The organism is Vibrio sp. (genome assembly GCF_038138445.1).
Lineage (GTDB): Bacteria > Pseudomonadota > Gammaproteobacteria > Enterobacterales > Vibrionaceae > Vibrio.
Genome location: NZ_JAYQDQ010000004.1, coordinates 70,496 through 86,937, shown reverse-complemented (window position 1 = coordinate 86,937; position 16,442 = coordinate 70,496). Strand labels below are relative to the sequence as shown.

Genomic DNA, 16,442 nt, shown 5'->3' with positions numbered 1-16,442 from the left:
CATTTACATATTGATACATTAACAAAGCTGATACTAATCTATTTGCATCAAGTAATCTATTTGTGACAACCAAAAATATTAGTACTCGAACAAATCGGTAAAATCAGCGTCACATACATTCTTAACCGCAGGGTGTTGAATCATACGTTCTGCAAAAATAACGTAATACTCTTCTTTGAGCTCTTTAACATGCTCTATCAGTTGCAAGGGTAGATCATTTTCAACTTCCGATATGTAAAGAGAAGGAGCCAACAGAATTACATCGGAGTGATAGCGGGAGAAAGACTTCATCAAAGCTGCATCATCAAACTCTCCTAGAATATTAGGCTGCAACCCCTGATAATCAAACCACTGCAATACTTTTCTCCCCATTGCCGTTCGGCTGCCAGGTATCAACAGTTTTTTCTTTTCTAGTACCGCTGGAAATGTTAGCTGCCCTGTATCGCCATTAGAGAAAAAACCCATATGACATTCCCCAAGCTTTTTACTGTATAAGCCAGGGAGCTGACTTGAATCAACGGGGCAATCAGACAAAATCATATCGAGTTTATGTTGAGATAGCTGCTCAAGAAGCATTTCATGGGTTGATTCAAAACAGCGCAAGTGAATGCTATTATCTGGTGGAACAGCTGTCATGAGGACCTTGCTCACCAGACGTTTAGATAGAGCATCCGCAACCCCAACATCAAACAACATATTGGCTCGCTGGCTGTAATTAACGATATCCAGCATCTCGTAGCTAAGACCAAACATACGCTCAGCATATTTAAAAACCAGTTGCCCTAGCTCAGTAGGCTCAATACCTCGACCACTACGTTTAGTTAGTTTACCTCCCATACGCTCTTCCAATGCCTTTATCTGCCCTGTTACGGTTTGGGGAGTAAGGAACAGAGCATCAGCTGCTTTTGTCACTGAGCCTTGGTTACATACCATCCAAAAGTAATAAAGGTGATTGTAATTTAAGTGCGACATCATCTCTCTCTGTGCTTTCAATATTGTTATCGGTTATAGCAAAACCAGTTTATGACAACAAGTATTCGAAAAAACCGAAATAAAAGCATCAATAAGCATGATTAAGGCGAATTTTACTTCATGTAGAATGACAATTCTGAGTAACCTGCATCACAAAACTTTGTTTTTAAATTCTAACCAGAGAAAGTTTAAATATAAATAATCAATAAAATCAAAAACTAAAAACCATTAGAGCTTCTTAATAAGCAAAAAATCACCGCAACATATAACTGTAATATTAATGACATAATTAACCTCTACTATCGCCAACAGTTTTAATAATTGACCGTAACAATGATTCTGGTCCACGGAGAAAATTTATGAACCAAGCTATTACAACAGCAGCACCTATGTCGAGTACAACTCGATGGTTGCGCTGGGCTAACTTGGCATTCATGCTGTACCTATTTCTTTTAGCAGTATCTATGGTTGGTAGTGGTTTTAAATGGGCAACAGGCGATCAAGCGAAGGTTTTATTTGAATTTGCTTCACATCCAATTGCTGGCTTGATGATAGGTTTAGTTGCTACAGCTCTCATCCAATCTTCAAGTACCGTCACTTCTATTATTGTAGGGCTTGTTGCAGGTGGCTTACCTGTTGAGACTGCTATCCCAATGATCATGGGAGCGAATATAGGTACAACTGTAACCAATACTCTCGTTTCTCTGGGACACATTAGCGATAAAGATGAATTCAAACGTGCTTTTGCCAGTGCCACGATTCATGATTTCTTCAACTTGTTAGCTGTGGCTATTTTCCTACCTCTAGAAATGATGTTTGGTATTTTAGAAAAAGTTTCTCATTGGCTAGTTTCACCATTTCTGGCGACAGGTGACATGAGTATTAAGGGGCTAAACTTCATCAAGCCTATTACTAAACCCGTTGTCGGAGCACTCAAAGAACCATTGAGTACCTTTGGCGATACAATGGGCGGTGTGATGCTTATAGCTATCGGTATCGCAACCATTTTTGTAGCGATTACCGTGATGGGTAAATTGATGAAAAGCCTGATGGTTGGGCGTGCTCGTGAGATCCTCAAAAGCGCAATTGGTCGCGGCCCAATCCATGGCATCTTATCTGGATCAGTAGTTACAGTATTAGTACAGTCTTCTTCAACAACCACAAGCTTAATGGTGCCTTTAGTTGGCTCTGGCGTATTAAAAGTGAGAGATGTTTATCCCTTTACTTTAGGTGCCAACATAGGTACATGCATTACAGCATTGTTAGCGGCAACGGCTGTATCAGGTGAATTCGCTGTGTTTGCACTTCAAATAGCTCTAGTGCACCTATCATTTAATATACTAGCAACCCTATTTATTTTTGGTATTCCAGTACTTAGAGAGCTACCTGTTAAAGCTGCAGATATCATCTCAGACATGGCGGTAAAAAATAAAGCGGTTGTCGCTGGCTACCTCTTAGCTGTGTTCCTAGTCTTACCTGGCACTATCCTAGCACTCAGTGCGTAACATAAATTAATCTTTAACTCAAATTTCAAAAGTATTATTTTACCCTACCCCCGCAAAATTAATTTGCGGGGGTTATGCGATCTAAAAAAACATAATGGAATATATACTTAATTGAGTTTAATCCGTCTTATAAATTCATCAAGGTTATGACCATTGTTTGGTATCCTAATACGACAAAATTGATTGTCAATATACTTATAAGTCTTTTTAAAACCTTTAGCTGGAGTCACTTTAATACCTAAATTTCTAAAATATTTTTCTGCATCAACATCTTTACACTTTACCAAAAATATTGGTGTCTTTTTACTGGTAGGAAATACCTCAATACCACACTCCCTGATTGCACATAATATTTTTTCTTTGGTTTGAATAGTCCTATTAACTGAGTCTCTCAAGAAATTATCGACTGAATCTAATGCAATAGATGCAATCTTTAGCGATGAAATAGGTACACAAAATGGAATTATTGAACTGTTAAATAAAGGTATAAGATCACTATTAACAATAGCATAGCCCAAGCGTATTGAAGCTAGACCAAGGCCTTTTGAAAAGCTTCTAACTACGATAAGGTTATTAAAGGTTTCTGTTAATTTAATCATTGACTCAGAGTCATCTAAGTAATCTCCATATGCTTCATCTACAACGAGTATACTTTTATTTTCTTTACATTTTTCCAATACCGATATAAGTTCTTCTCTATCATAAATATACCCTGTAGGATTATTTGGATTATCAATATATATTAAAGATTCTGGATATAATGAGATATTATTCAAAAGGTCTTCAAAATTTTCACTAGGAATATATTCACCTCCTGAAACTTCCCACTCCGTTACTACATCATAAAACTGAGGCCCAATACCAAGCATTACTTTATTATTCTTTGTGGCAATTTTATGAAATATATTAGACAATAAAGCCATTGATCCATTTTCGAGAAATACACATTTTGGACTAATGGAATACATCTGACCTATTTTATATTTAACTAAATCTAAATTCTCACTACTATAATATTTTTTAAGATCATTAATCTCTATATTAAATGAGCTAGAATTAATTGGTGAACCATGTGGGTTAATACCAAGATTGCAATCTATCTCATAATTTTGGGGAATATAACTATCATTACTTTTGATAAGATTATCATTTACAAATCCTTAAAATCGATTTTTTATATGAATCAAATAAAAACAACATAATTCCAAACCAAATACCTGAGAAAACAATAATATCATTAATTGATATAGGCTCATCGAATATAAAAATAGCAACAAAGAATATTACGGTGGGGCCAATATACTGAAGAGCACTTAAAGTTGTATAATCTATCATTTTAATCGCATAGCCCATACATATGAGTGGTATGCTTGTAACCAAACCAGATAGAATTATCAAATTATCATTTATGATGACATTTAAAGAAGTCTCTAAATTTAGAGTAAAGTATGTTAATGCAATAGGTAACATGAATATCACCTCAATATAAAAACCCTCAATAGCATTTACTTTAATAATTTTCCTTATAATTCCATAAAAACTATATGTCATCGATAATATAATTGAAACCCAAGGAATCTCATCCAAAGAAAAAATGTCGTACTAATAGAAAATATAACAATAAATATTGATATTTTTTGTAGATTAGATGTTTTTTCTTTTAATATTATACTAGCCAAAAATATAGACAATATTGGTGATATATAATATCCTAAACTTGCCTCAATTGTCATGTTATTATCTATAGCCCAAACATAAACCCACCAATTAGCTCCATTAAGCAACCCTGTAATCATTAGAAAAAAAATTTTAAATCTATCTAATTTTTTCACATCCGTTTTTTTTAATCTATAAATATAAAAAAATGGCAGAATAGAAAAGAATGAAAAAATCACTCTATATGAAATTATTAGGCTAGAGTCTACACCATCAAAAATCTTAAAGTAAATAGGAGCAAGACCAAGAAACACATAAGTAGAAATACCTAGAATTACTCCAAATTTTTTTGTTCCATTTTATTAAATTAACTTGTTAAATTGGGTAAAATATTCATCATATTTAGATAATGGCTAATTGCTATGAAGAATCCAAAAACCATAACCGTCAAAGCAATAAATGTACCTCCTGGCACTCTAAAGCCTTCCGTGATTTTTGAGGATCTTCTAGTTTTAATAACCAAAATAGCGGGGATAATACAAGTCCATATAGTAGCAATAGCGCCTGCATAACCAATAGCAGTTACAAAGCCGAATGGGAATATAATAGAAAAAATTAGTGGAGGAATAAATGTTATAAACCATGATTTCGTTCTACCACTTTTATTATCTTCAAATTTGAAAAAATCTGAGATGAAATCGAAAAGCCCTAATCCAACGCCAATAAAAGATGATATTATTGCAGCTAATGAAAAAGAAAAGCTTGCTTTTTCTATAATATCACCACCTACTCTATTTGATAAGGATGAAATTAAAAAATCAACATTACCACCATTATTTATTATTGGAATAAAACCCTCCCTAGGAATATTACCAAATATACAAAATATCCAAACAATATAAAAAGACAAAGCAATAAGAGTTCCAAGTGATATTGCTTTTACAGCCTTTTTCTCACTTCCATAATAATTTCTCATTGTTGATACAGAATGATGATAGCCAAACGATGTCAATGCTACAGGGAAAAGAATTAAAGACTTTATAGCATAGTTATCATCCTTATTTTTATAATCCATCAATATATCTGAATTTATACTGAAAAATAAATCATAAGTTAAGATAATAAAACTTAAAAACATAAAAATAACTAGCAGCACTGATGCTCTATCAACCGCTCTAGTGGAACGCCAAACAAAAAATGAAAGAAAAAAAACTGATAGGAATGATAATAACTTCTCATTAACCTCGAATATATCACCGAGCAAGAGTCCTATTGAGGTTATGTAAGCATATAAAATTATAAATCCAACAAAATATACAGAAACATTATTAATGAAACTAACATTTTTGCCTAGGATATCTTTAGTAATGGTACTGTATGAAGCTTTTGATGGAAATCCTTTCAAAGACTCTAATAACATAGCACCAGACAATGTCATAATTATCATCGTTGCACTCATTATTAAGATTGACCAAAAGAACCAACCTCCAGCTCCTGCAGTTGGTAAGCCCAGCATACCAGCACCAACGCATACGGTTGCGATAATACACGCACCACCCCAAATAGATGGTGAGGAATTAGTTTTATTCATAGGATATAATTCTCAGTATTTAAAACTTTACAGCGAAGTTAAATATTAATCGATACAATAATTGACATTATAGTAATGATTTTATTGAAATCATCATATTACCTAAAAAGTCATTACTATAAAACATTATTTATATCTGACCCACAGATAACAAACAAATTACCGATATAGATCACAAAAAAGCCACTTTTTAATATGTAGCTTAATTTTAATGGAATTTAAATTATTAAATTTAAATTCCATTAAAATAAATCACTTTATTATTATTTTAATTTAATAATATAATTGATTTTTGTAATTATGAAACATAAACATAACAATGAAAATCTCCGTAATACACTTAAAAAATCGATTGAAAATCCATTTGTAATGATGCACCGTTACATCATTACAAACTGTATAGGATGATTTACAAACTATGATAGAGATTAAAACAACAACAACTGATGTCCCGCTTAGAGGAGCTGATCTCAGAGAAAACGCTTTTACAATCTACCAATCATTACTAGAAAGTTTTGATACTGATGAATTGATGCTTTTAGAGTCTCTCGGCATAAACTCCGTAGATTCTAGAGTTTCTATGATTGGCATAAACCCTGTGTTCACTATTAATATAAAAGATAGAGTCGTTACTATACAAAGCAACACCGAATTTTTACATAAAATTAAGATACATGATGATATAGCATCACTTATAGAATCATCTTGTGATATATCATTTTATCAGCTTAAAGATAAAAATCTGGTTTGGGAATTTTTAAAGGATCTTGAAAAAAACTTTATCCAAGTACCTAAAGATAAGTATGGAATCTTGACTTTTTGCTGCTTTTCCTATGAAACTATTCACTATATTGAAACAATTCCGCAGGCTATTAATAATGATAAAAATGATAAAAATGATGTAACTTTGATTCTCTATCAATCACAATTAGTTATTGAAGAAAATAAAGCAGAACTTATAAACTATACACTACCCGGCGTTAGGGATGTTTGTGTTAATAGTTTAATAAAAAAAGCTTCGAACTTTGATAATTTAGATGAAAAAGAGCAGATTAAAACTAAAAAATTTAGTATAGCCCAAGAAACAAAACGTGATGGATATTTTAAAAAAGTTAGAAAAGCATTACATCATATAAATATAGGTGATATTTATCAGGTTCAGATAGGGCACAAGATCCAAGTAAAAGCGGAAATTACACCAATTGATGTATACAGAAGACTACGACAATTGAATCCATCACCATATATGTATTTATGTAGCATTGGTGGTGAAACAATAATTGGGGCAAGTCCTGAGTTATTTTTAAGAATCAATACAGAAAATGAAATATTAATGCGTCCGATTGCAGGTACATTAGGTAAAAAGAAAGGAGTTAATATCACTAGTGCAAAAAAACATTTACAGTCAGATATAAAAGAAGTCGCTGAGCATATGATGCTAGTTGATTTATGCCGTAATGATATATATCGGTTCTGTAATACTAATTCACTAAATGTTTCGTCTTTATTAGATATCGAAGAGTATTCTCACGTATATCATATGGTATCAACAGCTACTGCAACTTTGAAGCAGGACACTGATAAGTATGATGCTATTGTCGCATCATTCCCAGCAGGCACTATGACAGGTGCTCCCAAAGTAAGAGCTATGGAGATTATTTCCAAATTAGAAGATAGTGAGAGAGGTAGATATGCAGGAGCTCTAGGCATCCTTGGAATGAAAAGTAATTATATAAATACAGCACTTTGCATCCGAACAGCTACTGAAGAAAATCAAGTTTATACTCTTAGAGCATCTGCAGGAGTTGTTTCAGACTCCGAGGAAAACTCTGAATATTTGGAAACTCTTCACAAAATGGGTTCTATGTTCAAAGCCATTACCGGAGAGGAAATATCATGCCATGTAGAGTAATAATAGTTGATGCCTATGATAGTTTTGTTCATATATTGGCAGCATATTTTGAACAGTTAGATTGTAACGTAACTGTACTAAGAAATGATGACCCAAAATTATTAGCCCTCATTGATCCACTTCATAATGACATAATTGTATTGGGTCCGGGTCCTGGGCACCCTATGCAATCTGGTTACAATAGTATTCTAGATAAAAATGCAGGGAGATTACCTGTACTTGGTGTATGTTTGGGGCATCAAGCTATCGCTTTATATTATGGTTGTACTATTGAATATGCTAATAATCTGGTACATGGAAAAACAAGTATAGTTAAACACGACGGTAAAGGATGTTTCTCATCCATAGACGAAAGCAACTTTAAAGTTATGCGTTATCACTCTATTGTCGTAGCAAATAAAAATATACCGAAACAAATGGCACCTACATCTTATTCAGATGATGATAGTTACATTATGGGATTAAGACATAACTATTTCCCCGTAGAGTCTATACAATTTCATCCAGAAAGCATTGGTACTGATAATGGCTTAGATTTGATAAGAAACTTCATAAAAACTTACACCAACTATAATAAGGATTAAAAAATGTTTAATTACTCTAACAATAATAGTTTTAATAAATTCAAAAATCATTATGAGCCAATTTCTTTAGCCTATAGAGACTTAAGAATTACGGAAAGCAAACTTATAAATTGGAAAGAGGAACAGCTCAGAAGAGTTATTAAACATGTACAAAAAAACTCCCCATTTTAGAGTAAACACCTAAGTCATATTGATTCATCAAAAATGACTTTAGATAATCTACACCAATTACCATTCACAACTAAAGATGACCTACGTGAACAAATGCTGAAGATTTTGTCGGGCTCTTTAAATGACGGTCTATACTACTATGAAACTACAGGAACGACAGGTCCAGCAACCCCATGTCCTAGAGATATAAACGAAAGCTATGCCAGTAATCTACAATTACAGTATGCATACGAGGACATGATTAAGGCTATTTTCCCTGCTAACCATAAGCCGATTTTAGGTATTCTTGGACCAACTGAAGTTCATTCTTTTAGTGACACATTGGGTTCTATTGCTTCCAATATTGGAATTTGTCACGCCAAAATTTGGCCAGGTTCACCTATCATCGGTTTTGACAAGTGCCTCAATCTCATACGTGATTTGAATATTGAAATTATAGCTACTTCACCAGGGCAAGTTATGACTTTGGCTAAAGAAGCGATTAAACGTGGATTGGATCCAAAAAGAGACTTCAAAATTAAAGCTTTCATGCTGAGTGGTGAGCTGTGTACTCCAGAACTCGCCGAAAATCTTGAGAGTATATGGGGGGCAAAAGTTTATAATAGTTTGTACGGTTCTCAAGAAGCTTTTGTCATAGCATCATGTACACCAAATGGCAAGTTGCGCCCACATTTACCCAACTATATTATTGAATTAATAGATCCAATTACAGGGAAATACCTCGGTGAAACTGGAGAAGGTGAACTGGTAGTAACTTGCTTGGTTGACGGACTAAAACCACTCATCCGCTATCGTACTGGCGATATCGTATCAATTAGGTCTAAAACCGATAAACCCCTTTTTGAAAAATATGAAATTGAAGTAGTTGGTAGAGTAAAAGATTCCGTTAAATTAAATAATAGCTACTTTACAGCTGCACAAATAGAATCGAGTCTTATAAAAGATATTCATAACTGCCTTGGTTACCAAATAGTTCTTACCAATAGCAATGACCAAGACTCCATTATAGCCAAGTTAGAAATACCTGGCTTATCTTCAAATGAACGACGGTCGTTAATAACAGAAACAAGCCTACGTATTCTAAAATCTTTAGGCTGTAATAGTACGATAATGATCGTAGATGACTTATCTGAACATGTAAACCTTGGTGGTTGGATTAAATGGAAGGCCGCAAGATTAATAGACAGCCGTCTAGCAGATGAAGTTTCAGAGCCAGATGCAGAATTGAGTGCTCATGATTTAATGGAAAGGCTCAACAATATATGAACCTTGTTGCCAAACCTATAAATAATAATCACCAAGACTATGAAAAATTGAGAAAATGGCGAGATAACTATATTGGTTTTAATCCTGCTAACGAAGCAAACTTTAGGTATTGGGAATTAATTAGAGATGAGTTCTCTTACTCTTTTGCTTTTCACTATCAGGGGCAATTAGTCGGAAGCGTACGCTTTACTCCTCTAGGTCACGGAATCACAATGGGAGAAAGGCAGCTAGATATCATGAGGTTCGTTTCTTCACCCCTTAAGACTTTAGAAGTAAACAGACTTGTAATTGATAAAAAAGCTAGAGGTAAAGGAATTATGCATGAGTCATTATCGCATTGCTTTAATTGGATTTTTTCCAATACTACCCATCAGAACTTAATTGCCCTGTGTTCACCACGTATGGTTCCTCTATACCACACAATAGGTGCTAAAACTATTGGTTATAATATTGGCCATGAGACAAATAAAACCTACTCACTAATAAATATTAAATTAAAGGATCTAAACAATGTCAGATTTTAAAAAACGTCTTGATAACGCTATTTCACGTGAATGGCAACATATTAAGAATGGTGTTTTTTGGAATAATATAATGTCCAAACCTGTCGACAGTGAAGTCTATAAATTGATGATGGAACAAATATTTCATTACACTCGTCACAACTAAATAAACCAAGCAGCTTCAGCTTATTGTACATCTCCTGAAAATCGTAGATTGCTTCGCTTTGTATATAAACATGCATTAGAAGAGCTAGGGCACGAAAATATGGTCATTCACGATCTTAAAAGTGTTAATCTATATGATGAAAATTTTAGAGATAAAAATCCATTACCGGCTACTCAAGCTCTAATTTCTTATTTATACAAAGTAGCACTTGATAAAGGAGCCGTCGCAAGGTTAGGCTATAGCTATTGGGCTGAAAGTTGCTATGATCATATAGACCCATTACTTAAAAAATTATCCAATGACTTAAATCTAACAAAAAACAATATGACTTTTTTCATAGCCCACTCCGAAATTGATTCTAGACATGCTGAAGAAGTAAATGAAGCCATTTCATTTTGCGAACCGACAGAAGAAGAACAGGAAGATATTATAAACACAGCGGTGACGACTTTATATTTAACAGGACAAATTTTAGAGCAAGTATATCGAGAATATTTATCACCTGTTTATAAATAATAAATCTTTATCTAATCAATAATTAACCGCCACATACTTTGTGGCGGTAAGAATACTTCACAGGGTATAAATAATGAAAATTTGCGTAATTGTTGGCTCTAATAGACTTCACGGAATTAGTAGGCAGGTTTGTAAATTAATAAAACAATATATAAAAGGGAAAGCAGAAGTTTCTTACATTTATCTATCAGAAAAAAACATTGAATTATGTGATGGTGATAACAAGTGTTCCCATCAACCTTGTTCAATTAATGATGATATGGAAAGTATTGTTAGAGAAATGTTTAAAGCCGATGGCATTATTTACATGCCAGTTATGCATGCATATGGCACAAATAGTCGCTTTCAAGCTTTTTTAGAGCGTGCTGGTTACGGATATTTTCGACCATTGGACAGGCCACTAAAAGACAAGGTCGCATCAGTAATTGTTATAGGTCGCCGATATGGACATACATCTGTATATTCCCAGATAGTTCTCAACATTATGCTAAATAAAATGATTTTGGCTGGTTCTGGTTTTCCTGTTCTGTTCATGGGTATGCTCGGTCAAGCTTCAGATGACCTTGAAGCACTTGAAGCACTTGAAGAGACATTGGATAGAATGATTTCGGTTTCTTATAGGCTTAATGCAGGGATACTCATTAAGGAGCAAGTATATGCCTAGTGGATCATTTGTTTTCATTATATTGGCATTTTTTATCATACTATCACTTCTTTATAATTTTTTGATTATCACTATTCCAAAATTTTTTTTAACCTATACCAGGTTGAAAATACGGTACTGCTATCAATTAAAAGAAGAAAGAGTAAAAGTTGGTAGTGTAAACTGGAGTTTTTTACGTGGAGGAAAAGGTTTACCAGTTATTCTATTGCCAGGTTTTGGTAGTCATAAATATCAATGGGGAAACGAGATTTATAAATTAACTTCAAATTATGAACTTATTATTCCAGATTTACCAGGTGGTGGAACAACAAGAGTTTCACCTGACGCTGCTCTTACTCCAATAGCTCAAGCCGAGCGTGTTAGTGACTTTATAGATAAAATAGATATAAAACAGCCATGTATATTAATTGGAGCTTCTGTCGGTGGCCTAATTGCAGGTATATTGATAAAGCAAAAACCTACTATTGCTAGAAAATTGATACTGATTGGACCTGCAGGTTTTAAAGGAGAGAGAAAGACTGAAGTCATAGAAAATTATCTTCATAACGGTCAACATCCATTTAGTTACACAAATTATAATCAGCTTAAAAATCTTTACGCACTGCTTTTTTATAACCCACCTAAGATTCCAAAGTTAATTGGAAACTATCTAGCACGTGTTAACAAAAAAGCCATACATATACGTGAACGTTATGCAAAAGACATGCGACCCTTTATTCTTGACGGTCTAGATGGAGCATTAGATAAATTTCCAAATCAGATACTAATTATTTGGGGAAAGTATGATAATATATTTGATCACACTAATTCTATTCAATATTCTAACAAATCAAATAATATTTACACTCATATAATCGAAGCAGGTCATCTCCCTTATCTAGAGAAGCCGGATAAAGTCTATAATTTGATACTTAGATTTTTAAATGATAACAATTATTAATAGATTATTACCAAAATATGATAACTAATACTATAAAAAATATGAAAGCCTTAGATGTTTTACTTTGCCTCTTAGTTATGATTCTCTGGGGATCTCAAGTAACTGGAGTGAAAATAGTCTCGGAGGAAATCCCACTGTTTACTATATTGTTAATTAGATTCTCAATTATAAGTGCATTTTTATTTCCATTTATGAATAAAGTAGATATAAAAATTTTATGTAAAATGGCAATTATTTCATTATTCTCGACTAGTATTCATTTCTTTTTACTTTACCAAGGGATAGCTTTAATTCCAGCAGCGACTTCCGCTGTTATATATCAACTAACGCCTATATTCACAATTATACTCTCAGCATTAATATTGGGGGATAATATAAAAAAATCCTCTATACTAGGCATATCAGTTGCTTTTGTTGGCATTATATTCATGTTTGGCGGAATAGACCTAAAAGCAAATATTATAGGAGGAATATTCGTTACTCTTGCCGCTTTTTCATTTTCCATTGGAACTGTTTTGACCAAAAAACTGGGCCCATTCGATCCTATTAGCATGAACTGCTTTTCAGCTATTTTCTCAATTCCTTTTATGCTTACGATGGCCTTAGCGAAGGAAGGCAATATCTTTACGGCACTTAGCCAAAGCTCAGTAATGACATGGCTTGTTTTATTATATGTAGCGCTCAGTGGAGGAGTTATAGGTTTTGCTATCTGGTACCATTTACTCAATAGGTATGCAATAACAACTCTATCGCCCTATACTCTCCTAATTCCGCTGTTTGCAGTATCTATTAGTGAATCACTACTTCATGAAGGTTTAAACTTACACTTCATTTTAAGCTCTGTAACCATCATTATAGGAGTTGCCATGACACAGATTAATTTCACAAGACACTTAAATTTTAAAAAATAAACATATAGATTGTAATTTAATCTATATAAAATTTTTAGTATAATTAAACTAGTCAGTTTATAACACTAATTGACTAGTTATTAAAAATTTTATTTTTTAGAAAATCTTCTATTTTTTTATCTTGTAAATTAGCAGCCCCTCGTGTTATTTTAGAAATGCTTACACCTAGATTACAAGCAATTTCTCGTTGTGGACTTTTACTATTTATAAGTTCGTTATAAATATTTAAACGATCTGAAATATCTTCTATCTCTTTCTTTGTAAGAATACAATTCAATATTAGCTCCATATCCGAAGTTGAATTTATCCGATACAAGGTCTTGATTAACATTTCAAATGCTTGCTTGTTAGACATAGCTCTACCCTTTTAGTAAAAAATACAAATCCATTAGTCTAGATTATTTTTTAATATTAGTACTAATTGAAAATTAACATGCATAAGTTTGATCATAGCGAATGTTAACTATAATTTAAATAGATATTATTCTTAAAGAAAAGATTAAGTTTTTATTGGTAAAAATACACAATAATAAAAAATCATAGTGTGTTCATCCGCCAAAATCGGATGAACTCTCACCGTAGTTTAAACTGCAACAGAGGCCGTAATTGCAGGATAAGGTTCATATCCTTCTAATTCAAAATCTTCTAGCTTGTAACCATAGATTGTATCAGGTTTTCGGTTTAGTTTTAGAGTAGGAAGCTTCCTTGGAATACGAGATAATTGTTCTTCAACTTGTGCCATATGATTGTTATAAATATGTGCATCTCCGATCGACATTATCAACTCTCCAACTTCTAAATCACATTGCTGGGCCAACATATGTACCCACAAAGCAGCTTGAGCCGTGTTAAATGGGTGACCCAAGAACAGATCGTTGGACCGAACTGTGCACATTAAGTTTAATTTATTGTCTGATACTTGAAACTGGTATAACAAATGACAGGGAGGAAGAGCCATTTTTCCTGCACGAACATTTTCTTTAGGGCTAAGCTTTTCAGTAGGTAAATACTCCACATTCCAAGCATGAAAAAGAATACGACGAGATGTAGGATTGTTTTTTAACAAATCAACCACATAATCAATTTGATTGATCGGTCCCCCTTCTTTACATTCCCATGCAGTCCACTGTTTACCATATATAGGGCCTAAAGAGCCATCTTCTAATGCCCATTCGTCCCAAATCTTTGAATCTAAATCATTGATATTGGTACTACCGGATATGAACCAAAGTAACTCATTCACGACACCTTTAAAGAAAACCTTTTTAGTGGTTAAAAGTGGGAACCCTTTCGATAAATCAACACGATACATACGACCAAATACCGAGCGAGTCCCAGTTCCAGTTCTGTCAGATTTTTGCCCACCATTTTGATACACATCTTCCAACAACTCTAAATATTGTTTCACATTTGTTCCTTATTTTATTTCGTCTGCTGTGGGATCACATCTTTATAGTGGCCACGTTTATATGCCCACAACATCATCAAAATGCCGCCAATAACCATAGGCAATGACAAAATTTGACCCATGGATATAAAGCCGCCAAATAATCCTAAGTGCGCATCGGGTTCACGAACATATTCAACTAAGAAACGGAATGAACCATAGCCCGCTAAAAACAATCCAGACACGGCGCCAAGTGGACGCGGCTTTTTGATAAACCAATTCAAGATCAGAAACAAAACAATCCCTTCAAGGGCCATTTCATATAACTGAGAAGGATGGCGAGGTAGAGGCCCGCCGGTTGGGAAAACCATTGCCCATGGCACATCCGTTACACGTCCCCAAAGCTCGCCGTTCATAAAGTTACCAAGTCTACCCATACCTAAACCAAAAGGAACCAGTGGGGCGATAAAGTCAGCAACACCGAAAAACGTACGGCCATTCTTTTTGGCATACCAGAACATGGCGCTAATCACACCCAACAAACCACCATGGAATGACATGCCGCCAGTCCAAACTTTAAATAAGTAAAGAGGATCTTGTAGGAAGAGATCAAAGTTATAGAATACAACATACCCGATACGACCGCCGATGACGACCCCAAGGAATCCAGCAAACAAGAGATCCGAAACCTGTTCCCTTGTCCAACCGCTATCTGCTTGGTCTGCTCGCCTATTAGCCAACCAGAGAGCAAACGCAAAACCAATTAAATACATCAAACCGTACCAACGAATTGATAAAGGCCCAAGTGAGATCAAAACGGGATCGATATTGGGGAATTCAAGGAATCCTTGAGACATAAAACTACCACTCTTTTGGTGTTAAGATAATTTAATGAGAGTTCGTTACCACAGCATAGTTCCCGCTACAAAGAGCAAAAACACCGCAAAGATTTTTTTCAATGCATTAGTCGGCAAAGATGTCGCCATTTTAGCACCAATACGTGTCGTCAACATGGACGCTGATGCAATCGCGAGAAGGGCAGGTAAATAAACATAGCCCAAACTATACATTGGCAGAGATTGTGCCTGATAACCATGCAAGATGAAACCTATCATTCCTGCCATGGCAATAAAACACCCGCACACTGAGGAAGAGCCAACAGCCTTGCGCATTTCCACACCATGACGGTTAAGAAAAGGAACAGACAACGAACCTCCACCAATACCTGCAAGGCTTGATACCATACCTATACCAGTTCCAATAGAGATAGTCGCCAAGTTGCCTGGCATGGTTTTAGTGCTCTGCCTTTTAATCGAGAACAACATTTGGATAGCCAAACCTAACACAATAAAACCAAAGACCTTAGGCAAATATTCAGTTGGTAACCATTCGGCAATATTTGCTCCGAAAAAACCACCAACAATAACTCCAGGCATCAACCACTTAACAACATGGATATCAACATTTCCGAGCTTGAAATGATTAAAAGCTGAAGAACCTGAAGTGACAATAATTGATGCAAGAGAAGTAGCTAACGCTATTTGCATGCTAATTGCGGGATCAATTCCGGCAAGCGGCAAAAGAAATAATAAAGCAGGCACTACAATTAAACCGCCGCCAATACCTAGTAGCCCTGCCATTATCCCCACAATCCCCCCAAGAAGGACTAGCATGGCCAAAAATTCAATATTCACATCG

18 protein-coding genes are annotated in these 16,442 nt (G+C 34.5%); 9 read left to right on the top strand and 9 right to left on the bottom strand.

Annotation, left to right across the window (positions count from 1 at the left end):
- Nucleotides 1-78 precede the first annotated feature (78 nt).
- A complete protein-coding gene (gene nhaR, locus AAFM34_RS02690) occupies nt 79-972 on the bottom strand; it encodes a transcriptional activator NhaR (protein WP_341659712.1) in 894 nt (297 codons plus the stop codon).
- A gap of 359 nt (nt 973-1,331) precedes the next feature.
- On the opposite strand from nhaR, the gene AAFM34_RS02685 reads away from it, so the two are divergent.
- The gene (locus AAFM34_RS02685) at nt 1,332-2,477 is read left to right on the top strand and encodes a Na/Pi symporter (protein WP_341659710.1); all 1,146 of its coding nucleotides are present in this window, start codon (nt 1,332-1,334) and stop codon (nt 2,475-2,477) included.
- A gap of 107 nt (nt 2,478-2,584) precedes the next feature.
- Here the strand turns inward: AAFM34_RS02685 and AAFM34_RS02680 are convergent, their stop codons facing one another.
- From AAFM34_RS02680 to AAFM34_RS02670, 4 genes are all read right to left on the bottom strand, one after another.
- Complete coding sequence (locus AAFM34_RS02680) at nt 2,585-3,511, bottom strand: aminotransferase class I/II-fold pyridoxal phosphate-dependent enzyme (RefSeq protein WP_341659784.1); 927 nt, start codon at nt 3,509-3,511, stop codon at nt 2,585-2,587.
- A 112-nt stretch (nt 3,512-3,623) separates the two neighbouring features.
- Entirely contained in the window at nt 3,624-3,947 is a 324-nt protein-coding gene (locus AAFM34_RS02675) for a hypothetical protein (RefSeq protein WP_341659708.1), read from the bottom strand.
- Between the two features lie 77 nt (nt 3,948-4,024).
- Entirely contained in the window at nt 4,025-4,468 is a 444-nt protein-coding gene (locus tag AAFM34_RS20995; RefSeq protein ID WP_371833245.1) for an EamA family transporter, read from the bottom strand.
- Nucleotides 4,469-4,500: 32 nt separating this feature from the next.
- Nucleotides 4,501-5,724, bottom strand: a complete 1,224-nt coding sequence (locus tag AAFM34_RS02670; RefSeq protein ID WP_341659705.1) for an aromatic amino acid transporter — start codon at nt 5,722-5,724, stop codon at nt 4,501-4,503.
- 418 nt (nt 5,725-6,142) lie between these two features.
- Here AAFM34_RS02670 and AAFM34_RS02665 point away from each other — a divergent pair, with 418 nt between their 5' ends.
- The 8 genes from AAFM34_RS02665 (at nt 6,143) to AAFM34_RS02630 (ending at nt 13,357) form a co-directional block, all read left to right on the top strand.
- Nucleotides 6,143-7,636, top strand: a complete 1,494-nt coding sequence (locus AAFM34_RS02665) for an anthranilate synthase component I family protein (protein WP_341659703.1) — start codon at nt 6,143-6,145, stop codon at nt 7,634-7,636.
- Nucleotides 7,621-8,220 (top strand): aminodeoxychorismate/anthranilate synthase component II, encoded by a 600-nt coding sequence (locus tag AAFM34_RS02660; protein ID WP_341659701.1) that lies wholly within the window; start codon nt 7,621-7,623, stop codon nt 8,218-8,220. Before AAFM34_RS02665 ends, AAFM34_RS02660 begins: the two co-directional genes overlap by 16 nt.
- Before the next feature lie 204 nt (nt 8,221-8,424).
- Entirely contained in the window at nt 8,425-9,657 is a 1,233-nt protein-coding gene (locus AAFM34_RS02655; RefSeq protein ID WP_341659699.1) for an AMP-binding protein, read from the top strand.
- On the top strand, nt 9,654-10,181 hold the full coding sequence (locus AAFM34_RS02650) for a GNAT family N-acetyltransferase (protein WP_341659697.1): 528 nt from the start codon (nt 9,654-9,656) through the stop codon (nt 10,179-10,181). The genes AAFM34_RS02655 and AAFM34_RS02650 overlap by 4 nt, the downstream gene beginning before the upstream one ends.
- Nucleotides 10,182-10,374: 193 nt before the next feature.
- On the top strand, nt 10,375-10,842 hold the full coding sequence (locus AAFM34_RS02645; RefSeq protein ID WP_341659695.1) for an iron-containing redox enzyme family protein: 468 nt from the start codon (nt 10,375-10,377) through the stop codon (nt 10,840-10,842).
- Between the two features lie 73 nt (nt 10,843-10,915).
- Entirely contained in the window at nt 10,916-11,506 is a 591-nt protein-coding gene (locus AAFM34_RS02640) for a flavodoxin family protein (protein WP_341659693.1), read from the top strand.
- A complete protein-coding gene (locus tag AAFM34_RS02635) occupies nt 11,499-12,446 on the top strand; it encodes an alpha/beta hydrolase (RefSeq protein ID WP_341659691.1) in 948 nt (315 codons plus the stop codon). The genes AAFM34_RS02640 and AAFM34_RS02635 overlap by 8 nt, the downstream gene beginning before the upstream one ends.
- Nucleotides 12,447-12,463: 17 nt before the next feature.
- Nucleotides 12,464-13,357: an EamA family transporter gene (locus AAFM34_RS02630; protein ID WP_341659689.1), complete on the top strand. Its 894-nt coding sequence runs from the start codon at nt 12,464-12,466 to the stop codon at nt 13,355-13,357.
- A 73-nt stretch (nt 13,358-13,430) separates the two neighbouring features.
- Here the strand turns inward: AAFM34_RS02630 and trpR are convergent, their stop codons facing one another.
- The 4 genes from trpR to AAFM34_RS02610 all read right to left on the bottom strand — a co-directional run bounded on the left by trpR (nt 13,431) and on the right by AAFM34_RS02610 (nt 16,417).
- Entirely contained in the window at nt 13,431-13,712 is a 282-nt protein-coding gene (trpR, locus tag AAFM34_RS02625; RefSeq protein WP_341659687.1) for a trp operon repressor, read from the bottom strand.
- Between the two features lie 228 nt (nt 13,713-13,940).
- On the bottom strand, nt 13,941-14,765 hold the full coding sequence (locus AAFM34_RS02620) for a thymidylate synthase (protein WP_341659684.1): 825 nt from the start codon (nt 14,763-14,765) through the stop codon (nt 13,941-13,943).
- Nucleotides 14,766-14,779: 14 nt separating this feature from the next.
- Nucleotides 14,780-15,601 (bottom strand): prolipoprotein diacylglyceryl transferase, encoded by an 822-nt coding sequence (gene lgt, locus AAFM34_RS02615; protein ID WP_160931992.1) that lies wholly within the window; start codon nt 15,599-15,601, stop codon nt 14,780-14,782.
- 45 nt (nt 15,602-15,646) lie between these two features.
- Entirely contained in the window at nt 15,647-16,417 is a 771-nt protein-coding gene (locus AAFM34_RS02610; protein ID WP_341659782.1) for a sulfite exporter TauE/SafE family protein, read from the bottom strand.
- Nucleotides 16,418-16,442 lie beyond the last annotated feature (25 nt).